Here is a 20,717-nt window from a genome sequence, read left to right as displayed (position 1 = left end):
TCTCTTTCTACGGTGGTTGGAGGGAACTGCCGTTCACACGGGGGCGTACTCGCCGGTCTCCGGCTCGGGCACGGCGACCTCGGGGGCCGGCCCCTCGCGGCCGGTCAGCTCCCAGGCGGCCTTGACGATCTCCCGCACGGACAGGCCGTACTTCTCGAACAGGTAGGGGCCGGTCCTGGACCCCTCGGCGAAGGTGTCGCGCAGGCCGATGCGGCGCAGCGGCACGCCCGCTCCCGCCTCGGCGAGGACCTCGGCCACACTCGACCCGAGTCCGCCGACGACACTGTGGTTCTCCACCGTCACCGCGCCGCGGGCACCTCGTACGGCGCTGAGGACGGCGCCGTGGTCGAGGGGCTTGATCGTCGGCAGGCTGGTGACACCGGCGTCGACGCCGTGGGCGCGCAGCCCGGCCGCGGCCCGCAGCGTGGCGGGCAGCATCATGCCGCTGGTGAGCAGGGCGACCTCGCCGCCGGGCAGGAGCTGCCGGCCCGCTCCGACGCGGAACTCGTGGTCGTCGTCGAACACCACCGGGATCTCACCGCGCTTGAGGCGCAGATAGACCGGGCCGGGAAGATCGGCGATCCGCGGCACCGCCTGCCGGATCTCCACCGCGTCGGCGACGTCGATCACGGTCATGTTCGGCAGTGCCCGCATGATCGCGACGTCCTCGATCGCCTGGTGGCTGGGCCCGCCCGGGGTGGAGATCCCGGGCATGAAGCCGATGATCCGGACCGGCAGGTTGGGATAGGCGATCGCGTTGACGATCTGGTCGTAGGGCCGTCGGGTGGCGAACACGCCGAAGGTGTGCACCCAGGGCTGAAGCCCCTCGCGGGCGAGGGCTCCGGCCATCGACATCATGTTGGCCTCGGCCATGCCCGCGTGCACGAACCGCTCCGGGAAGAGACCCTGGAACAGGTCGACCTCGCACTGCCGGGTCAGGTCGCCCGAGAGGCACACGATGTCCTCGCGGGTGCGTGCCAGTTCCACGAGCGCGCGGCCGTAGGGCTTCAGCTCGGTCCGGTAGGGGGCCTCACGCATCGCCGTCCTCCAACTCCGCCAGGGCGCGGGCGGCGAGCTCGGCCGGCAGCTTGATGAAATGCCCGTCCGCGTCCTCGGGCAGACAGGCGAGCCCGTGCACCGTGGACGTCCGCGCCACCACCACGCCCGGACGCTCGTCCTCGATCACGCGCCCCAGGGCGGCCCGGAGCGCCGCGGTGTCGTGGCCGTCGACCTCCTCGGCGTACCAGCCGAACGACGCCCACTTGTCCACCAGCGGGTCGATCGTGGTGATCGAGCTGACCGGGCCGTCGACCTGCGAGTCGTTCGCGTCGAGCAGGACCACCACGTCGCGCAGCCGGTGATGGCCCGCGAACAGCGCCGCCTCCCAGATCTGCCCCTCCTGCATCTCCCCGTCGCTGACCAGGACGAAGGTGCGCCGGGAGCCCTCCAGACCGCGCATCCGGTCCGCGAGCGCGAACCCGGCCGCGCCGGACAGGCCCTGGGCGAGCGAACCGCAGGTGAGGTCGACGGCGGGACTGGTCTCGGTGCCGATCGCCTCCAGGTCGGCACCGTCCTGCCCGTACTCGCCGAGCTGCGTGTCGGTGAGTACGCCCGTCTCGCGGGCCACGGCGTACGCGGCGATGACGTAGTGCCCGGGGGAGCAGACGAAGCGGTCGACGCCCTGCCGGAACCAGTGGGTGTGCAGCACGGCCAGCTGCTCGGCCGACGACAGGGCCTGGCCGAGGTAGCCGAACCCGTGCGGGGTCACCATCCGCACCGCGTGCAGCCGGATCCGGCGGGCGAGGTCGACGGCGGCGTCGGTGCCGACGGCCGTGCCCGTGTCGAGGGCGCTCACGCGTCGGCCTCCTTCGGTCCCAGCATGGCGACGAAGTGGGCCAGGGCGGAGTCGAGGTCCGCGGCGTAACCCGCGTTGACGCTCAGCTCGGCCAGGGCGCGGCGTCCCGTCGCGGCCGTCGCGCCGGACCGGGCCGCGGCCTCCGCCAGCTCCTGGACGTGCCGGTCGACCTCGGCGGAGGGTGCGGTGCCGGCCAGCACACCGAGGGCCGCAAGACGCGCGGCGGTGAACGTACGGCCGGTGACCAGGTTGTACGTCGCGAGCTTGGCCGGCAGCAGGTGCCGCACGGGAACCTGGGCGATCATCGGCCAGCCGCCGCCCGCCACCTCGACCGTGCCCAGCTCCGCGTCGTCGGCCGCGACGCAGGCGTCGGCGAGCAGCGCGATCGAGAAGCCCGACGCCAGCGCGTCGCCCCGCACCGCGGCGAGCACCGGTTTGCGCAACAGCGGTACGAGCCCCAGCAGCTCGATCACCTCGGCGGCGAACTCCCGGGCGGTTCCGGTCGCCTTCAGTTTCGCCAGGTCGGCGCCGCCGCAGAACGTCCGCGCGGACCCCGCCAGCACGATCACAGAGGACGCGCTGTCCTCGTCGGCCTCGCGCAGCACGCGGACGAGAGCACGGGTGACCTCCAGGTCGAGCAGGTTGCGTGCGCCGTTGTCCCATTCGATCCAGGTGGCGGGTCCGCGCCTCGTGGCGCTCACGGGGGCCGTCCCGGCAACTGACCGGTTCATCGTTCCTCACTCCTCACGTCGGTCGTCAGCGGGCGGAACGAGCCGAGTCCGCCCTGGAAGAACAGCAGCGGCCGCCGCACCGGCTCGACGCTCAGCGCCCGCACCCGGCCCACCACGAGGTGGTGGTCGCCGGTGTCGGTGATCTGCTCGATGTCGCAGTCGATCCAGGCGAGGGCGTCGTCGAGGACCGGGGCGCCCGAGGGGGCCTCCCGCCAGGCGAGGGACTGGAAGCGCCGGCCGGCGGGTCCGGCGAAGCGTGCGCAGAGCTCGTGGTGCTGTTCCGCGACGACGTTCACGCAGAAGCTGCCGAAGTCGCGGATCGCCGGGAAGGTGCCGGAGGTCCTGGCCGGGAAGAAGCCCACGAGCGCCGGGTCGAGTGAGATGGAGGTGAAGCTGCCGATCGTCATGCCGACCGGGTCGCCCTGCGGGGTACGGGCCGTCACCACGGTGACGCCCGTGGGGTAGTGGCCGAGGACGTGGCGGAACCGCTCGGGCGTCACGGCGGTGGTCTCGCGGTGGGAAAGGGTCGCGGTCATGGAATCGCTCCGATCCGGCTCACACATGGAGGGGCAGCGGGCCGTCGGCGCCGAGCAGCAACTTGCCGTAGACGTCGGCCGCGATGCCGGGGGTGGCGTGCACATGGCTGCCGGCCATGCCGACGTCCTGGAAGAGCCGGGCCAGCGTGCTGGTCTCCATGAAGCTGCTGGACCCCGCCGCCTTGAGCAGCGCGTCCACGGCCTCCTGGACGAGCGTGACGATGTGGCCGACGTCGTGACGGACGCGGGCGCGGGCGAGTTCCGCGGGGTACTCCCCCCGCAGGGCGGCCACGTCGATGTCCCGGCAGGCGCGGTGGGCGAGCAGTTCGGCCGCGTCGACCTTCGACATCGCCTGGGCGACGGCCACTTGGTGCACGGGGGAGTTGCGGGTCTGCGTGTAGGCGGTGCCCACGACGCCCTTGGCCTTCATCCGCTCCAGGGAGTGCTCGAGAGCCGCCCGCCCGAGCCCGATCTGGATGCCGCCGAAGATGACGGTGCCGGTCGGCAGGAACGCGGCGTTCGCCCGGGGTTCGCGGTCGCGGAGCTCGGTCGCGTAGTCGCCCTTGACCAGGTCGTCGAAGTACTGGACGCGGTGGTCGGGGACGAAGACGTCCTCGGCGACCACGGTGTCGCTGCCCGTCGCCCGCATGCCGATCGGGAACCAGGAGCGCTCGATCGTCCACTCGCCCGGGTGCAGGACGGCCAGGGCGTGGCCGGCGCCGCCGTCCTCCTCCGGGGCGAGGAATCCCATGATCGCGTGGCTGGCGGCGTACGACCCGGAGGCGTACGGCCAGCGGCCGGAGACCACCCAACCCCCCTCCACACGACGGCCCTTGGCCGACGGCGCCAGTACCACGCAGCAGCGGCTCGCGGGGTCCTCGCCCCAGATCTCGTCCTGGGCCCTGACCGGCCAGGTGGTCGCGAACCAGTTGCCGATGTTCAGCAGCATCGCCGACCAGCCGGTGGATCCGTCCGCCTGCGCCAGCGCGGCCAGCACGTCGACGGTGGTCCGCGAGTTCGTCTCCGCGCCGCCGTACCGCCGGGGGACGGTGAGGCTCAGCAGGCCCTGTCCGGCCAGCGCGTCGATCACGGCCGGTACGACGCGGCCCTCACGGTTGCCCTGCTCCGCGTGTTCCCGGATGAGCGCACGCAGGGCGTTGGCACGCTCGACGATCTCCGTGTCCGGCTCGGTACCGGTTGCCGAAGGGAGCGACACGACCTCGCTCGCCAGGGTGGTCACACTCATTTCCCACTCCCGTTGGGTTGCCCGCATGGATGGTTCGTGGAGAGGACTCTGGGCGAGCGGCCGTGCCCGGGCCCATGGTCAGCGGCCCCAAAGTTCCCGGCCGGGGGTGTGGATCCGGGGGAGCGGGGCGGTCCCGCCCGCCGGTGGGCGGGGCACCGGGCACAAGCCCGGTCACCGGTCCTGTGCGGGGTGAACAGGTCTTCGCGCTCCGGGGACCGGACCGGTGCTCATACCGGGAGGGAAGTGGTTCGATGTGGCCACAGTGCCCGCCAGCACCGAGGAGAGCACCATGGAGCACGACTGGATCCGCCGCCTCTCGCCGGGCACGGCGACAGAGCCGGTCACGTCACTGGCCACACGGCGCCGAGCCGCCAGGGCGATCGGCGACCGGGCGACCGCCTGGGGCGTGGACGCGGGCAGGAGGATGGCGGCCTACATCCTGGAGACGCTCACGGACTGGCCCGGGGATCGCTCGGACGAGGAGCGGGAGGCACTGCGACGGGCCACCGAGGCCAGCACGCTGGACACGCTCACCGCGCTGGTGACACAGGACGTCACCCTGCTGGGGAAGTCGAGCGAGCCGGCGCAGAACATCGCGTTCTACGTCGCCGAGGGCATCCCGCTCGAAGAGGTCGTGCGCAACGTGCACACCGGGCAGGAGTTCCTCATCCAGGAACTGATCGGCCGCATCGGGCAGTTGGTCCCGGCCGAGCGGCGCCTGGAGACGGTCCAGGCGGCCACGCGCGCGGTCATCCAGAGCTGGTCCGCGTTCATCAGCGAGATCACGCGCGCCTACGCCGCGGAGGCGCGCCGGTGGCAGGAGAGCACCGAGGGCGCCCGGATGCAGACGGTGCGCCGGATCCTCGGCGGAACACGCCGGCCGGCCGAGGACGCCGACCAGGATCTCGGCCACCGGCTGGAGCAGACCCATGTGGGCCTGATCCTTTGGCTCGAGGGGCTCGACATCGAGACGGCGCGGCTGTTCGACTTCGATGGCGTCGCCGGGTCCCTGGCGAGTCTCACGCTCAGCGAGTCCGGGCCCCTCGTGATCCGGCGCGGTGCCACCCGGGTGGACGTCTGGCTCGGCAGCCCCCAGGGCGACGTGCCGGCGGTCCTCGACACGAAGGCCACGCTGCCGCCGCCGCTGCGCGTCGCGGTGGGCCGGCCCGCGGTCGGCGTGGACGGCTTCCGCACCACGCACGAGCAGGCGGTCGCCGCCCGGCGGGTGGCCCGGCTCGGCGCGGCCGGCAGCCAGGTCGTGGACTACCCGGACGTCGAGCTGGTCTCGCTGCTCGCCGCCGATCCGCACCGGGCACGGGCGTTCGCGCACTCGGTGCTGGGACCGCTGCACCGAACCGACGCGCGGATGGACGAGTTGCGGCGGACGCTGGCGGTGCACATCGACAGCGACCGCAGCATCGCGCAGACCGCCCAGTCACTGCACGCGCACCGCAACACGATCTCCTACCGCCTGAACCGGGCGGCGGAGTTGCTCCCCGAGGGGCACACCACGACCGAACTGCGATGCGCGCTGCTGCTCGCCGAGCTGTTCCCCGGCGCGAGTTGAGCACCGTGGGGCGGGCCGGTACGAGGGCCGAACGCGTTGGCGTCCTCGTTGACGACGTAGACGCGGGGGATTCTCCGCGAGGACGTCACGGATCATCTGGAACGCGCGCCGGGGCGGACTGGACACAACTTCGGCGTGTCGCCGCCCTGTTGTCGGTGACATGCTGGAAAATGCCGCGGGAAAGAGAGATCAACATCGCCCGAGCTGGGTAAGTGATCTTCAGTCCCAGCCTCGAGGAAGGCCACCGCTGATGCAGTCCATAACCGGCCCGGCCCACGCCGTCGTCCTGCGCCACCCCCACAGCCGTGCCGGTGCCCCCCTCAGCCCCTCAGGCGCGGAACTGCTGCGCATCATCTCCGACCCGAGCATGCTCGTGTTCCTCACCGTGCACGCGGGCGGACGCCGCAGGTACAGCTACTGGCAGCCGTTCGAGCCCCGTACCGGCCGGGGAAGCTGCTACGTCGCGCTTCCCACCGACCTGTGCGACATGCTGCACTCCAGCGGACGGATCACACTCGGCGAACCTCTCGTCGACTCCACCAGGACCACCTACCGCGTCGGCCTCGCGGAGACCCCGGTCGCGCCGCGCCGCCCCCTGCGGACGGGCGCCCTCGCGGCATGACCGAGGGGGCCGGCGGTCCGCACCGCCGGCCCCCTCGGCCATGCCGTCGCGCCGGACGGCGCCCCGGCGGGCCCGGCCCGCCGGGGCGGCGCGCCTGGCGGCGCCTGCCGGAGGCGACGCCCCGGCGCGGCTGCGTGAGCTGTGCGAGGAGGGTCGCCGCCCCCCATGATCGACGACGAGCCGCACGAGGCCCCGGGACCCGCATCCGTGCCGCGCCAACGGCCGAAGTCACCGGCCGCGGACGCGGTACGGAGGCTTCGAAGGCCCCGCTCAGGCGCCGACGTACGCCGCGAGGTGCTGACCGGTGAGGGTGGAACGCGCGGCGACCAGATCGGCGGGGGTGCCCTCGAAGACGACCCGGCCGCCGTCGTGGCCGGCCCCCGGGCCGAGGTCGATGATCCAGTCGGCGTGCGCCATGACCGCCTGGTGGTGCTCGACGACGATCACCGACTTGCCCGAGTCGACGAGCCGGTCGAGCAGGCCCAGCAGGTGCTCGACATCGGCGAGGTGCAGACCCGCGGTGGGCTCGTCGAGGACGTAGACGCCGCCCTTCTCGGCCATGTGGGTCGCCAGCTTGAGCCGCTGCCGCTCGCCGCCGGACAGCGTGGTCAGCGGCTGTCCCAGGGTGAGGTAGCCGAGCCCGACGTCGGCGAGCCGGCCCAGGACGCGGTGCGCGGCCGGTGTGCGGGCCTCCCCGGCGCCGAAGAACTCCTCGGCCTCGGCCACCGGCATTGCCAGCACCTCGCTGATGTCGCGGCCGCCGAGGTGGTACTCCAGCACCGACGCGTCGAACCGCTTGCCCTCGCACTCCTCGCAGGTGGTGGCGACACCGGCCATCATCGCCAGGTCGGTGTAGATGACACCGGCGCCGTTGCACGTGGGGCAGGCGCCCTCGGAGTTGGCGCTGAACAGCGCGGGCTTCACCCCGTTGGCCTTGGCGAACGCCTTGCGGATCGGTTCGAGCAGTCCGGTGTACGTCGCCGGGTTGCTGCGCCGCGAGCCGCGGATCGCGCCCTGGTCGACCGACACCACGCCCGCGCCGGCCGGGATCGATCCGTGCACCAGCGAGCTCTTGCCGGAACCGGCCACGCCGGTGACGACGACGAGTGTGCCGAGCGGGATGTCGACGTCGACGCCCCGCAGATTGTGCGCGTCGGCGCCACGGATCTCCAGCGTGCCGGTCGGCTTGCGCACCGTCTTCTTCACGGACGCCCGGTCGTCGAGGTGGCGGCCGGTGAGGGTGCCGCTGGCCCGCAGCCCCTCGACGGTGCCCTCGAAGCAGACGGCGCCGCCCGCCGTACCGGCTCCGGGACCGAGGTCGACGACGTGGTCGGCGATCGCGATGGTCTCCGGCTTGTGCTCCACGACGAGCACGGTGTTGCCCTTGTCACGCAGCCGCAGCAGCAGGTCGTTCATCCGCTGGATGTCGTGCGGGTGCAGTCCGGTGGTGGGCTCGTCGAAGACGTAGGTGACGTCGGTCAGTGAGGAGCCGAGGTGGCGGATCATCTTCACGCGCTGTGCCTCGCCGCCCGACAGCGTGCCCGACGGGCGGTCGAGCGAGAGGTAGCCGAGGCCGATCTCCACGAACGAGTCGAGGGTCTGCTGCAGCGTGGCAAGCAGCGGTGCCATCGACGGCTCGTCCAGGCCGCGGACCCATGCGGCCAGATCGCTGATCTGCATCGCGCAGGCGTCGGCGATGCTGGTCCCGCCGATCCGCGACGACCGGGCCGCCTCGCTGAGCCGGGTGCCCCCGCACTCGGGGCAGTCGGTGAAGGTGATCGCCCGGTCCACGAACTCCCTGATGTGCGGCTGCATCGCCTCCCGGTCCTTGGAGAGCATCGACTTCTGGATCCTCGGGATCAGACCCTCGTAGGTCATGTTGATGCCCGCGATCTTCATCCGGGTCGGCTCGCGGTGCAGGAAGTCGTGCAGCTCCTGCTCGGTGTACTTCCGGATCGGCTTGTCCGCGTCGAAGAAGCCGGACTCGCTGTAGAGCCGGTAGTTCCAGCCGCCCGGCTTGTAGCCGGGGATGGTCAGCGCGCCCTCGGTGAGCGACTTGGAGTCCTCGTAGAGCTGGGTGAGGTCGACGTCGGAGACCGTGCCACGGCCCTCGCAGCGCGGGCACATGCCGCCGGTGATGCTGAAACTGCGCCGCTCCTTCACGGTCTTTCCGGCGCGTTCCACGGTGACCGCGCCCGCTCCGCTGATCGAGGGCACGTTGAAGGAGAACGCCTTGGGGGAGCCGATGTGCGGCTGTCCGAGCCGGCTGAAGAGGATGCGCAGCATCGCGTTGGCGTCGGTGGCGGTGCCCACCGTGGAACGCGGGTCGCCTCCCATCCGCTGCTGGTCGACGATGATCGCGGTGGTCAGCCCGTCGAGGACGTCTACCTCGGGGCGGGCCAGGGTCGGCATGAAGCCCTGCACGAACGCGCTGTAGGTTTCGTTGATCAGCCGCTGCGACTCGGCGGCGACCGTGTCGAAGACGAGTGAGCTCTTGCCCGAGCCGGAGACACCGGTGAACACCGTCAGACGCCGCTTCGGGATCTCGATGCTGACGTCCTTGAGGTTGTTCTCGCGTGCGCCGAGCACGCGGATCATGTCGTGGCTGTCGGCAGCGTGTGCCGCGGGCGACGGCGTGTCCGTGGCGTTGCTCATCGTGTCTCCATCTGTGAGGCTGTGCCGCCTTCGCGGCGACGGTGGGTGTCCGCCTGAGCGGCGGTGCCGGCCGAGGTGGCGCGACGCTCGTCCGGCGGCGCTCACCGGGGCCGCGCTCCGCGCGAGAACCAAGGAATTATCCACACATTCCGACTTTGCGCACCCTTCCGCAGGTCATCGGACTGATCGCCGGACGGCTCGGCCCACGCTACCGGCGGCCCGGTTCCCGGCGCTTCTCGATTCCTGACCTGTCCGGGCACGTCCTGACGGTTCGGAGCGGGTCCTGCCCGGTCAGGGGCACGTACTGCCGGTCAGGGGCGCGCCGACCGCCCGGCCGGGCACCAGGGTGCCGGTGCCCGGCCGGGCTCCGCCCCGGTTACAGATACGGGCGGGTGATCAGCTCGATCCCGTGGCCGGCGGGGTCCTTCAGGTAGACCCCTCGACCGCCGTGCTCGTGGTTGATCTCACCGGGGTGCCGCAGGTGAGGATCGGCCCAGTGCTCGATGCCGCGGTCGCACAGCCGCTGATACGCCCGGTCGAACAGGTCGTCGTCGACCAGGAACGCGTAGTGCTGCATCTGGATCTCCACCGGCGGCTCGGCGAACTGGAGCAGCACTCCGTCGGCGAGCTGGACGTTGGTGAACGGGCCCCAGGACGGCGCTGCCCCCACTTCGAGCAGCTCCCGGAAGAAGCGGGCCGACTCCTCGCGGTCCCTGGAGGCGATGATGGTGTGGTTGAACGTGGCTGTCATTCGGCTGACCTGACTGTGATTCGGCACGGAAACGGACTCGTCGTGGTGCACGAGCACGGGAGGTCCGCGTGCCGAACCCGGGGGGTTGTGAGCTGCTGTCGTTCGACAGTGGTTGGGCCCCCACGTTCTGGTGTGTGTAAGTGAGCGTCGCAGTTGCGGTGCGTGGGGTGGGGCTGCAGTGCGTGGCAGGGCGACGGGAGTTCTGATTTCGAATGCGTGACCTTCGGCCGGGGGTGGTCGTTGGGTGCGGTGAGGGGCTGGCCGGTAACGGGCGGGGGTGGGGTCATGGGCGGGTTGCGTGAGGTGGCGGCGTCGTTCGTGGTGCCCGGCCCGTCCGGGGTGGCGATCCGCGCCGGTCTCAAGGGCCTGAGCGGGCAGGACGAGACGGTCCTGCGCCAGGTCGGCGCTCTGCTCGGCTCGCTGGCCTCCCGCGACCTGAAGGCCCGCTGCGCGGCGGGGTCGGCTCACGACAGTGAGCAGTGGGCGCGGCGGAAGCGGGCGTTGACCGGGCAGTCGTCGTCGCGGTGGGCGGGCAGTATCACCAAGGCCACGCATGATCAGTGGGCGCTGGCCCGGCGCGGGCAGCTCGCCCACATCCACCGCCTGCGGGCGGGCGTCGAGACGATCACGTACCGGCTCGCACAGCCCGTCGGGGCGAAGGGTGCCAAGGGGGCGCCGGGAGGTTACCGCTCCGAGCGGGAGTGGTTCGCCAAGTCCCGGCGGCTGCATGTCCTTGAGGACCGGCTGGAGCGGGTGCGGGCCGACTGGGAGGCCGGGCGGGTGAGGGTGGTGCGCGGCGGCAAGAAGTTGCTCAACACCCGGCATCATCTGGAGGCCGCCGGGCTGACCGAGGCGCAGTGGCGGTCGCGGTGGCAGGCCCAGCGGTGGTTCCTGCAGGCCGACGGTGAGTCCGGGAAGCGGTTCGGAAACGAGACGATCCGCGTCACATTCGGCGGTGAGGTGAGCATCAAGCTCCCAGTGCCGCTGGCCAACCTGGCCAACGCGCCCCACGGCCGGTACGTGCTTGCCTGCCGCGTTCGCTTCCACCACCGGGGCGAGCAGTGGGCCGACCGCGTCGCGGCGAACCGTGCGGTGGCCTACCGCATTCACCACGACGTAGACCGGGGCCGCTGGTATGTGACCGCGTCCTGGCAGACCCCGCCGGTGCGGACCGTGCCGCTTTCGGCGGCGCGTGCGGGTGGGCTGGCCGGGGTGGACATGAACGCCGACCACCTGGCCGCCTGGCGCCTGGACACACACGGAAACCCCCTCGGCGCGCCCCGCAGATTCGACTACCAGCTGACCGGCACCGCACAGCACCGCGACGCACAACTGCGCCACGCCCTGATCCGCCTGCTGCACTGGACCGCCCGCCACGGTCTGTCCCTCGCGATCGAGGACCTCGACTTCACCGCCGAGAAGACCCGGGAGAAACACGGCCGCCGCAAACGGTTCCGCAAACTGATCTCCGGCATGCCCACCGCCCGCCTGCGCGCACGGCTGGTGTCCATGGCCGCCGAGCTCGGTGTCCCCGTCGTCGCCGTCGACCCCGCCTACACCAGCCGCTGGGGCGCCCAGCACTGGCAACAACCCCTCACCACCAAGAACAGGAAGCCCACCCGCCACGACGCTGCCGCAGTGGCGATCGGACGACGCGCCCTGGGATGTGCGATCAGGCGTCGGACGGCACCGCCCCCACACGACCGGAGCGATCGTGTGGGGCATCGGACCGTCCAGGCCGCATCGGGCACCCCGGGGCGTGAGGGACCCCGCCCCCGCGTTCCCGGACCACGGACACGATCCGTGCCGCCCGGACGCGGAGCGAAAGCGGGCGACCAGTGTGCCCACAACCGTTCGGGGCACACGGCTGAGCACGAGCCCTGGCATCAGGACTCACTCCCGCTCAGTTTCTAGGAACGGTGCCTTCTCGGCACCCGCCCGCGGTGCGATCAGCCCTCCACCGGGTTGCCCGTCCGTGAATGGCCTGTAGCCGGTCCGGTGTTCACATCGAGGACCCTACTCGATCCGGCTTCCGCGCGGGTGGGTCATGCGGAACGCGGGGCCGGGCCGAGCCAGGTGAGGGCCGCAGTGGTCAGGGCCGTGACGCCGTCGGTGAGGGTGGGCCGCATGACGGGGGCGAAGAGCGGCGAGTGGTTCTGCGGGATGTCACGGCTCCGGGTGCCCGCGGCGTCCGCCTTCGCGTAGGTGTCGGGGTCGACGCCGCCGAGGAGCCAGTAGCAGACGGGCACGTTCGCGCTGGTACCGAAGACGCCGACGTCCTCACTTCCGGAGGAGGCTCCCGGGTCGGTCAGCCTGTCGTGGCCGATCACGTCACCGATGGCGGCCATGGTCCGGGCGCACGCCTCGTCGTCGTTGACCATCAGCGGGAAGGTGTGCAGGGTGCTGATCTCGGGATCCTGCTGCGCCCCGGCGACCGCTGCCTCGCCGCGGACGATCCGCTCCACCGCGTCCAGGACGGTCCGGCGGACCTGCGGGGCGTGGGTGCGGATGTTGAGCTGGAGCCGGGCCTCGTCCGGGATGATGTTGTCCTTGGTGCCGGCCTGCAGGGCGCCGACGGTGACCACGGCCCGGTCCCTGGAGGCGATCTCGCGGGAGACCACGGTCTGCAACCGCATCACGGTGGAGGCCGCCATCACCACCGGGTCGATCGACGCCTCCGGCATGGACGCGTGGGCCCCGCGCCCGAACATGCGCACCTGGAGCGCGTCGGTGGCGGCGAAGGCGAGCCCGGGGTGGCAGGCGACGGTGCCGGCCGGGAGCGCCATTACATGCTGGCCGAGGACGACGTCGGGGGTGCCGAAGCGGCCGTACAGGTCGTCGTCGACCATCGCCTGAGCGCCCTGGCCGAGCTCCTCGGCCGGCTGGAACACGGCCAGCACGGTGCCCGACCACCGCTCGCGGGCGCCGGCCAGAAGGGCCATGGTGCCGACCAGGCAGGTGACGTGCACGTCGTGACCGCACGCGTGCATCACGCCTTCGTTGGTCGAGGTGTACGGCAGCCCGGTCCGCTCGGTGACGGGCAGCGCGTCGAAGTCGGCGCGCAGGAGCACGGTCGGGCCCTCGCCGTTCACCAGCCTGGCCACGACGCCGGTCCGCCCGACGCCCTCGGTGACCTCGTACTCCAAGTCCCGTGCGCGGCGGGCGACTTCGGCGGCCGTGCGGTGCTCCTCGAAGGACAGCTCGGGATGGGCGTGCAGGTCCTGGTAGAGCGCTTCGAGGTCCTGGTTCAGGGGGGTGTCCAGGCCGGCCAGGGCCTGCCGGGCGGTGTCGTGTGCGGTCATCGTGCTGCCCCTTCGGCCGGTGGAGGGCCGCTATGTCCGACGTAACCACACGTGTGGGAACGCGGCAGGCCGGCGAGCCGCCACGCCGGACTGCTTGAAAGTTGCAGCAATGGCACCGTCGTGTATAGCTTGAAGTTTCAAGTTAACTCGGGTCCCCACGCCCAGCGCCGCGAGACCCCGCGCCCCCACGACCCGCGAGGAGCCACCACCATGACCACTTCCGACGTCACCCTGACCCGACCCGCCGCCGCGCCCGAGACGGCCCCGGCGGCCCCCGCCCACGCGTACGACGCCGGCCTGCTCGTCCTGCGCCTCGTGCTCGGGCTGACCATGGCCGCGCACGGCACCCAGAAGCTGTTCGGCTGGTTCGGCGGAGGCGGTGTGGACGGCACCGGGCAGTTCTTCGCGGCCTCCGGCTACCCCTCGCCCAAGGCGTTCGCCGTCGTGGCCGGGCTCAGTGAGACCCTCGGCGGGCTCGGCCTCGTGCTGGGCCTGCTCACCCCGCTCGCCGCCGCGGCCGTCGTCGGCACGCTGGTCAACGCGATCTCCGTCAAGTGGGGCGGCGGCTTCTTCGCCCCGCAGGGCGTCGAGTACGAGCTGCTCATCGCCCTGTCCGCGGTGGCCCTCGCCCTGACCGGCCCCGGCCGGATCGCCGTGGACCGGTTGCTGCCCGTGCTGCGCTCGCACCGCGTCGCCCATGGCGTCGCCGCGATCGTGCTCGGCGCCGTCGTCGCCGGGGTCACGCTGCTGCTGCGCCACTGACGCCCCGCCCCGGACGGCGGACGGGCTGTGCGCCGTCTGCCGTCTGCCGTCCGGGTCGCCGTCCGGCCAGTGGATCTCATTTGACATTAGAGAGCCTTATAGAAGATAAAGGTGACGCTTTGGCCATCAATTCACGCGGCGTGACATCTGCGGCGTGATGCCCCCGAACGCTGCGCGAATGAGTCCTGACATGTCCCACTCCATCACCGACCAGCCCACAGCCGACCCCGCGGGGGAGTGGGACGCATGGCGGTCCGAGCGACATCGGGCCCTCACCTCGCCGACGGGCAACCTCGCCCTCGTCGAGACCCGCTGGCTGCCGGCCGGTGAGCGCCCGGACGCCGAGGCCGCTCGCGCGGGCCGGCCGCGGACGGTGACCGTCACCACGCTCCAGCGCACCGACCTCGTCACCGGCGAGCCCGAGCACGGCCTGCGCTTCTGGGACGCCGACTCGGACGCCGTCCGCCACTTCGACCGCGTCGACGTGTTCCCCTACGACCCTGCCTGGGTGCTCGAGGCGACCTACACGCCCGTACCCGGCGCCCGGCGCGTGGCCTTCGAGCACATCCGGGACAACGGCGGCACCCGTGACCTCGTCGTCCCGGGCGACATCACGCTCACCGTCGACGGCCGCGACCACACCCTCAGCGCCTTCGACGACGACGGCACCCTGCTGCTCGTCTTCGGCGACCCCACCAACGGTGACACCACCTACGGCGCCGGCCGCTTCCTCTTCGTGCGGCGCACCGAGGACGACGACCGCGTCCTGCTCGACTTCAACCGCGCCTTCGTGCCGCCCTGCGGATTCTCCGATCAGTACAACTGTCCGATGCCGCCGCGGCAGAACCGTTTCCACCTGCCCATTCAGGCCGGTGAGAAGCTCCCCGTCTTCCGCGGCGGCTTCCCCGCACAGCACTGATCACCCCGTAGCCTCCCGCACCCCCAGCACGAAAGCGCCACAGCCATGAGCATCAAGAAGACGTCCCTGTACGCCACCGCCACCGCTGCCACCCTCGCCGTGACCCTCACCGCCTGCGGCGGCTCCGGCTCGGGCGGCAACGCCTCCGGCGGCACCGCGAACAAGGACGCCACCGTCAACGTCGGCTCCCTCTACGAGCCGCAGAACCTCGACAACACCGCAGGCGGCGGCCAGGGCGTCACCGAGGCCCTCAACGGCAACGTCTACGAAGGGCTGTTCAAGCTCACCGACGACGGCAAGGTCGAGAAGCTGCTCGCCACGGACTACAAGGTGAGCGGTGACGGACTCACCTACACCTTCACCCTGCGCGACGGCGTGAAGTTCCACAGCGGCAAGGCCCTCACCAGCGAAGACGTCAAGTACAGCCTGGAGAAGGTCATCGCGGACGACTCCCAGTCCGCCCGCAAGAACAACCTCCAGGTCATCAAGGACATCGCCACCCCCGACGCGCGGACCGTCAAGGTCACGCTGTCCAAGAAGTCGATCTCCTTCGTCTACAACCTCTCCTACGTCTGGATCATCAACTCCCAGGCGAAGAACCTGAAGACGACCGAGGACGGCACCGGCCCGTACCAGCTCGGCAAGTGGACCCGCGGCTCCGCGCTGAGCCTGGACCGGTTCCCCGGCTACTGGGGCAAGGCAGCCACGAACAAGAAGGCCGTCTTCCACTACTACAAGGACGCGACCGCCCTCAACAACGCGCTGCTGACGGGCGCCGTCGACGTGGTCACCAGCGAGCAGTCGCCCGACGCCCTCGACCAGTTCAAGAGCAACCAGAACTACAAGGTCAACGACGGCGACTCCACCACCAAGCTGCTGCTCGCCTTCAACGACAAGGCCAAGCCGTTCACCGACGTCAAGGTGCGCCAGGCCGTGTCCTCCGCCATCGACGACAAGAAGCTCCTCGAGTCCGTCTGGGGCGGCTACGGCAAGCTCATCGGCTCGATGGTGCCGCCCACCGACCCCTGGTACGAGGACCTCACCAAGGTCAACGCCTACGACCCGGCACGGGCCAAGAAGCTGCTCGCCGAGGCCGGCTACGCCAAGGGCTTCAGCTTCACCCTCGACACCCCGAACTACGACCCGCACCCCACCGCCGCGACCTTCATCAAGTCCGAGCTCGCCAAGGTCGGCGTCAACGTCAAGATCAACACGATCACGCCGGACGAGTGGTACACGAAGGTCTACAAGAACCACGACTTCTCGGCCACCCTCCAGGAGCACGTCAACGACCGTGACCTCGTCTGGTACGGCAACCCCGACTTCTACTGGGGCTACGACAACAAGCAGGTCACGCAGTGGGTGGAGCAGGCCGAGCAGGCCTCCAGCACCGCCGAGCAGACCGACCTGCTGAAGAAGGTCAACCGCAAGACCGCCGAGGACGCGGCCAGCGACTGGCTGTACCTCTACCCGCAGATCGTCGTCGCGAGCAGCAAGCTGTCCGGCTACCCGCTCAACGGCCTCAACTCGCAGTTCTACGTCTACGACATCCAGAAGAAGGGCTGATGGCCCGCTATCTCCTGCGGCGCTTCGCCTTCCTCCTGGTGTCGCTGGCCCTGGCGAGCGTGGTGCTGTTCGTCCTGCTGCGCATGCTGCCCGGCGACCCGGCCAACGCACTCACCTCGGTGGGTGCGAGCCCGGAACAGATCGCCGCGGCACGGCACTCCATCGGGTCCGACAAGCCGCTGCCCGAGCAGTTCGTCCACTGGCTCGGGCAGTTGGCGAGCGGTGACCTCGGCACCTCCTTCGTCAGCTCGCTGCCGGTCGGACCCGAGGTCGCCTCCCGGATGAGCGTCACCGTGCCGCTGACCCTGGCCGCGTTCACCCTCGCCGTCGTCCTCGCCGTGCCCGCCGGGTTCGTCGCCGCGCACAAACGGCACACCTGGTACGGCGCACTGCTCAGCGGCGTGTCCCAACTGGGCATCGCGGTCCCGGTGTTCTGGCTCGGCATGATCCTCATCGCCGTGTTCGCCCTGAACGCCGGCTGGCTCCCGTCCGGCGGCTTCCCGCCGGACGGCTGGTCGGAGCCCGCCGAGGCGGTCCGCTCCCTCGTCCTGCCGGTCGTCACCATCGCCCTGGTGATGAGCGCGTCCTTGATCCGCTACGTCCGCTCCGCCACCCTCGACGTCCTCGGCAGCGACCATCTGCGCACCGCCCGCGCCCTGGGCTCGTCCTTCGGCCGGGCGATGTGGCGGCACGGACTGCGCAACGCCTCCGTTCCGGTCATCTCGATCCTCGGCATCGAACTCGCCTCGACCCTGCTCGGCGCGGTCGTCGTGGAATCGGTGTACGCGCTGCCCGGCCTCGGCTCCCTGCTCGCCACCGCCATCGCCCAGCACGACTACCCGGTCATCCAGGGCGTGCTGTTCGTCTCCACCCTCGCCGTGCTGCTCATCGGCTTCGTCGCCGACCTCGTACAGCGGATCATCGACCCGCGTCTGCGCGGCCGGCTCTCCGGAGGTGCCCGATGACCCGGGCGGACACACTGCCCACCGTCCGGCCGGAGAAGACGCCACCGGGCGGACGCAGTCCCCGGCGCTCGGCCACGCTCGTCGTCGGCTGTGTCCTCGCCGGTCTCATCGCGCTGCTCGCGCTGGTGTCCCTGTTCTGGCTGCCCTTCTCCGCCGACGACACCTCCGGCGGGCGCCTCGCCGGTCCCGGGAACGGGCATCTGCTGGGCACCGACAAGCTCGGGCGCGACCTGTTCACCCAGGTCATGACCGGCTCGCGGATCGCCGTCGAGGCGGGCCTGGGGTCGGTGCTCGTCGCCGCCGCGATCGGCGTCACCCTCGGGGTGCTCGCCGCGTTCGCGCAGGGCTGGCTCGACGACACGCTCTCGGCGTTCCTCGACATCCTCATCGCCTTCCCGACCCTGCTGCTCGCGATGCTCATCGTCGCCGCACGCTCGGCGACCCTCGGCTCGGCCGTCCTCGCGATCGGCCTGGCGCAGAGCGCGGTCGTCGCCCGGCTGGCGCGCATCCTCGTCAAACGCGTGCTCGCGCAGGACTACATCACCGCGGCCCGCACCTCCGGCACGTCCTGGCCCAGGACCGTCGTCGGCCATGTGCTGCCCAACATCTGGCCCACCCTGGTGGTCAACCTGGCCCTCCAGTTCGGGCTCGCCGTACTCGCCGAGGCCGGACTGTCCTACCTCGGACTCGGAGCGCCCCCGCCGAACGCCTCGTGGGGCCGGATGCTCCAGGAGGCCCAGGCCACCTTCACCACCGCCCCGGCGGGCGCGCTCGCCCCCGGCATCCTGCTCGTCCTGCTCGTCATCGGCGTCAACCTCATCGCCGACGGCCTGCGCGACACCCTCGACCCGGCCGCCCGCCGGAGGCGCGCGTGAACCTCCTCGACGTACGCGGACTGACCGTCCGCACCAGCGACGGCCGCACCCTGGTCGACGACCTGTCCTTCACCGTGTCCGGGGGCGAACGCCTCGGCCTCATCGGCGAGTCCGGCTCCGGCAAGTCCCTCACCACGCTCGCCGTGCTCGGTCTGCTGCCCGACGGCATGACCGCCACCGGCAGCGTCGAACTCGCCGGCACCCAGGTGGTCGGCGCCCCCGAGAAGCGGCTCACCTCCTTGCGCGGCCGGGACGCGGCCATCGTCTTCCAGGAGCCGCTCACCGCGCTCGACCCGCTGATGCGCGTGGGCCGCCAGATCGCCGAACCCCTCCGCAGGCGCACCGGCCTGAAGGGCAAGGACCTTCAGCAGGCGGTGGCGCGGACGCTCGTCCAGGTCCGGCTGCCCGAACCCGAGCGCATCGCCCGTGCCTTCCCGCACGAGATCTCCGGCGGACAGCGCCAGCGCGTGGCCCTCGCCATGGCCCTGGCCTGCGAACCGAAACTGCTCATCGCGGATGAGCCGACCACCGCCTTGGACGTGTCCGTCCAGGCCGAGATGCTGGAACTCATCGACACGCTGGTCCGCGAACGGGACATGGCGGTGCTGTTCGTCAGCCACGACCTCGCCGTGGTGGCCAAGGTGACCGACCGTGCCCTGGTGCTGAAGGACGGGCGGGCCGTGGAGGAGGGCCCGGTCGGGGCCATCGTCGGCGCGCCCCGCGAGGAGTACACCAAGGCCCTCGTCGCCAGCGCCCGGCGCCTGGAATCCGCCCTGGACCTGAGGAGCGCGCGATGACCCCCGTACTCGAACTGTCCGGCGTCGCGCTGCGCTACCGGGGCGCCACAGGCAACGTGGTCGAGGACGTGTCGTTCGAGGTCGAGGCCGGACACAGTCTCGCGCTCGTCGGCGAGTCGGGAGCCGGCAAGACCACGCTGCTGCGGCTGCTGCTGGGCCTCGCCCGACCCACGGTCGGCCAGGTCCGCTTCGACGGCGCGGAACTGTCCCCGCGGGACCGGGAGCAGATGCGCCGCTTCCGGAGCGGCGTCCAGTGCGTCTTCCAGGACCCGTACTCCTCGCTCGACCCGCGCCGCCGGGTCGGCGCCACCGTGGCCGAGCCGCTGCTCTCCCTCGGCATCGACAGCCGCGCCACGGCCCGGCCGAAGGTGGCCGCGGCCCTGGAACGGGTCGGCCTGCCGGCCGACGCTGCGGACCGCTATCCGCACGAGTTCTCCGGCGGCCAGCGTCAGCGGATCGCCATCGCCCGCGCCACCGTCTGCACTCCGCGGGTGCTGCTGGCCGACGAACCCGTGAGCGCGCTCGACGTCACCACCCGGGTCAAGGTCGTCGACCTGCTGGCCGAGCTCAAGCAGGAGCAGGGGCTGACCCTGGTGATGGTCTCCCACGACCTGTCGGTCGTCGCCTCCCTGTGCGAACGCACGGCCGTCCTGGAACGCGGTCGCGTGGTCGAACACGGCGACACCGCGCAGGTCCTGACGCAGCCCGCCCACCCGTACACCCGCCGCCTGCTCGACAGCGTGCCGCGCCTGCCGGCCTGAACCGCCACCGCTTCCCCCGGCGCGGTGGCGGTTCTCCTTCGGCTCGCTCCCGGCGCTACCGCGCCGGTGTGTCGTACTCCGGGGCGATGGTGAGCAGTTCGGAGACGTCCGTGCCGACCGGGATCTCGCGCGGTGCCGTGCCGCGGGAGAAGAGGCGGGCGGCGCTCCCGCCGCCGATCTCGGCGTGGGTTCCCGTCACGCGCAGCCAGGAGCCCTCGCGCAGGCCGAGGACCGGCACGTCGTTCTCCTCGAGGAACTCCGTCAGGCGCTCCTCGCGGGTCTCGCCCTTGTGCGTGGAGCCCGGGTCGGGGTCCAGGTAGTGCGGGTTGATCTGGAACGGGACAAGACCCAGCGCCTCGAAGGACGGAGGCTGGACGATCGGCATGTCGTTGGTGGTGCGCAGCGTGGGCGCGGCCATGTTGGTGCCCGCGCTGGCGCCCATGTACGGCAGCCCGTCCCCGACCGCCTTGATCAGAGCATCCCGCAGACCCGTCCGGTACAGGGCGGTCAGCAGCCGGAAGGAGTTGCCGCCGCCGACGAACACGGCGTCCGCCTCGGCGAGCCGGCCGACCGGGTCACCGCCCTCGTGCACCCCGTGCACGTCGATGCCGGCCCCGGCGAGCGCGTCGCGCACCTTGGTGGTGTAGGCGTCGTGGTCGGCGAGCGCGTACGGCACGAACGCGAGCCGTGCCCGGTCCGGCAGGAACGCGGTCACGGTGTCGAGGGCGTGTTCCAGGTAACCACGGCCGTACTGGGTGGAGTTGGACAGGAGCAGCAGGTTCAAGGGGTGTTCCTCACCATGGGTTC

At 71.4% G+C, this 20,717-nt stretch carries 19 protein-coding genes; 10 read left to right on the top strand and 9 right to left on the bottom strand.

The genetic code is table 11. The features are described 5' to 3' along the window. Positions 1 to 33 precede the first annotated feature (33 nt). From OIE49_RS02470 to OIE49_RS02450, 5 genes are read right to left on the bottom strand one after another with little or no spacing between them, the layout of a single operon-like run. Positions 34 to 1,038 (bottom strand): transketolase family protein, encoded by a 1,005-nt coding sequence (locus tag OIE49_RS02470; protein ID WP_326800845.1) that lies wholly within the window; start codon positions 1,036 to 1,038, stop codon positions 34 to 36. After that, entirely contained in the window at positions 1,031 to 1,855 is an 825-nt protein-coding gene (locus tag OIE49_RS02465; RefSeq protein ID WP_326800844.1) for a 1-deoxy-D-xylulose-5-phosphate synthase N-terminal domain-containing protein, read from the bottom strand. The genes OIE49_RS02470 and OIE49_RS02465 overlap by 8 nt, the downstream gene beginning before the upstream one ends. Further along, entirely contained in the window at positions 1,852 to 2,556 is a 705-nt protein-coding gene (locus OIE49_RS02460; RefSeq protein WP_326800843.1) for an enoyl-CoA hydratase/isomerase family protein, read from the bottom strand. The genes OIE49_RS02465 and OIE49_RS02460 overlap by 4 nt, the downstream gene beginning before the upstream one ends. Before the next feature lie 26 nt (positions 2,557 to 2,582). Continuing rightward, complete coding sequence (locus OIE49_RS02455) at positions 2,583 to 3,122, bottom strand: flavin reductase family protein (RefSeq protein ID WP_326800842.1); 540 nt, start codon at positions 3,120 to 3,122, stop codon at positions 2,583 to 2,585. A 19-nt stretch (positions 3,123 to 3,141) separates the two neighbouring features. Then, complete coding sequence (locus tag OIE49_RS02450) at positions 3,142 to 4,368, bottom strand: acyl-CoA dehydrogenase family protein (protein WP_326800841.1); 1,227 nt, start codon at positions 4,366 to 4,368, stop codon at positions 3,142 to 3,144. A gap of 253 nt (positions 4,369 to 4,621) precedes the next feature. On the opposite strand from OIE49_RS02450, the gene OIE49_RS02445 reads away from it, so the two are divergent. Next, the gene (locus OIE49_RS02445; RefSeq protein ID WP_326800840.1) at positions 4,622 to 5,935 is read left to right on the top strand and encodes a PucR family transcriptional regulator; all 1,314 of its coding nucleotides are present in this window, start codon (positions 4,622 to 4,624) and stop codon (positions 5,933 to 5,935) included. A gap of 250 nt (positions 5,936 to 6,185) precedes the next feature. Then, positions 6,186 to 6,557, top strand: coding sequence for a hypothetical protein (locus OIE49_RS02440; RefSeq protein WP_326800839.1), 372 nt, complete (start codon positions 6,186 to 6,188; stop codon positions 6,555 to 6,557). Between the two features lie 270 nt (positions 6,558 to 6,827). Here OIE49_RS02440 and OIE49_RS02435 read toward each other — a convergent pair whose 3' ends face one another. Together OIE49_RS02435 and OIE49_RS02430 are read right to left on the bottom strand one after the other, a co-directional pair. Then, complete coding sequence (locus tag OIE49_RS02435; protein WP_326800838.1) at positions 6,828 to 9,212, bottom strand: excinuclease ABC subunit UvrA; 2,385 nt, start codon at positions 9,210 to 9,212, stop codon at positions 6,828 to 6,830. Between the two features lie 376 nt (positions 9,213 to 9,588). Further along, the gene (locus tag OIE49_RS02430; RefSeq protein WP_326800837.1) at positions 9,589 to 9,963 is read right to left on the bottom strand and encodes a VOC family protein; all 375 of its coding nucleotides are present in this window, start codon (positions 9,961 to 9,963) and stop codon (positions 9,589 to 9,591) included. A gap of 285 nt (positions 9,964 to 10,248) precedes the next feature. Between OIE49_RS02430 and OIE49_RS02425 the strand changes: the two genes are divergently transcribed. Further along, positions 10,249 to 11,877, top strand: coding sequence for a transposase (locus OIE49_RS02425; RefSeq protein WP_326800836.1), 1,629 nt, complete (start codon positions 10,249 to 10,251; stop codon positions 11,875 to 11,877). Between the two features lie 131 nt (positions 11,878 to 12,008). Here the strand turns inward: OIE49_RS02425 and OIE49_RS02420 are convergent, their stop codons facing one another. Next, complete coding sequence (locus OIE49_RS02420) at positions 12,009 to 13,265, bottom strand: amidohydrolase (protein WP_326800835.1); 1,257 nt, start codon at positions 13,263 to 13,265, stop codon at positions 12,009 to 12,011. 210 nt (positions 13,266 to 13,475) lie between these two features. On the opposite strand from OIE49_RS02420, the gene OIE49_RS02415 reads away from it, so the two are divergent. From OIE49_RS02415 to OIE49_RS02385, 7 genes are all read left to right on the top strand, one after another. Then, the gene (locus tag OIE49_RS02415; protein WP_326800834.1) at positions 13,476 to 14,027 is read left to right on the top strand and encodes a DoxX family protein; all 552 of its coding nucleotides are present in this window, start codon (positions 13,476 to 13,478) and stop codon (positions 14,025 to 14,027) included. 190 nt (positions 14,028 to 14,217) lie between these two features. Beyond that, the gene (locus OIE49_RS02410) at positions 14,218 to 14,946 is read left to right on the top strand and encodes a DUF1684 domain-containing protein (RefSeq protein WP_326800833.1); all 729 of its coding nucleotides are present in this window, start codon (positions 14,218 to 14,220) and stop codon (positions 14,944 to 14,946) included. Between the two features lie 45 nt (positions 14,947 to 14,991). Further along, positions 14,992 to 16,512, top strand: coding sequence for an ABC transporter substrate-binding protein (locus tag OIE49_RS02405; RefSeq protein ID WP_326800832.1), 1,521 nt, complete (start codon positions 14,992 to 14,994; stop codon positions 16,510 to 16,512). After that, positions 16,512 to 17,477 (top strand): ABC transporter permease, encoded by a 966-nt coding sequence (locus OIE49_RS02400; protein WP_100568817.1) that lies wholly within the window; start codon positions 16,512 to 16,514, stop codon positions 17,475 to 17,477. Before OIE49_RS02405 ends, OIE49_RS02400 begins: the two co-directional genes overlap by 1 nt. Then, complete coding sequence (locus OIE49_RS02395; protein WP_326800831.1) at positions 17,474 to 18,352, top strand: ABC transporter permease; 879 nt, start codon at positions 17,474 to 17,476, stop codon at positions 18,350 to 18,352. Before OIE49_RS02400 ends, OIE49_RS02395 begins: the two co-directional genes overlap by 4 nt. Next, complete coding sequence (locus tag OIE49_RS02390) at positions 18,349 to 19,149, top strand: ABC transporter ATP-binding protein (protein WP_326800830.1); 801 nt, start codon at positions 18,349 to 18,351, stop codon at positions 19,147 to 19,149. The genes OIE49_RS02395 and OIE49_RS02390 overlap by 4 nt, the downstream gene beginning before the upstream one ends. Continuing rightward, positions 19,146 to 19,910 carry an ABC transporter ATP-binding protein gene (locus OIE49_RS02385; RefSeq protein WP_326800829.1) on the top strand — a complete coding sequence of 255 codons (765 nt, stop codon included), beginning with the start codon at positions 19,146 to 19,148 and terminating at the stop codon, positions 19,908 to 19,910. The genes OIE49_RS02390 and OIE49_RS02385 overlap by 4 nt, the downstream gene beginning before the upstream one ends. A gap of 55 nt (positions 19,911 to 19,965) precedes the next feature. Here the strand turns inward: OIE49_RS02385 and pepE are convergent, their stop codons facing one another. Then, a complete protein-coding gene (gene pepE, locus OIE49_RS02380; protein ID WP_326800828.1) occupies positions 19,966 to 20,694 on the bottom strand; it encodes a dipeptidase PepE in 729 nt (242 codons plus the stop codon). Positions 20,695 to 20,717 lie beyond the last annotated feature (23 nt).

The organism is Streptomyces sp. NBC_01788, from assembly GCF_035917575.1.
GTDB lineage: Bacteria > Actinomycetota > Actinomycetes > Streptomycetales > Streptomycetaceae > Streptomyces.
Note: the sequence above shows the minus strand (reverse complement) of the source record. Positions and strands in the feature narration are given on the sequence as shown.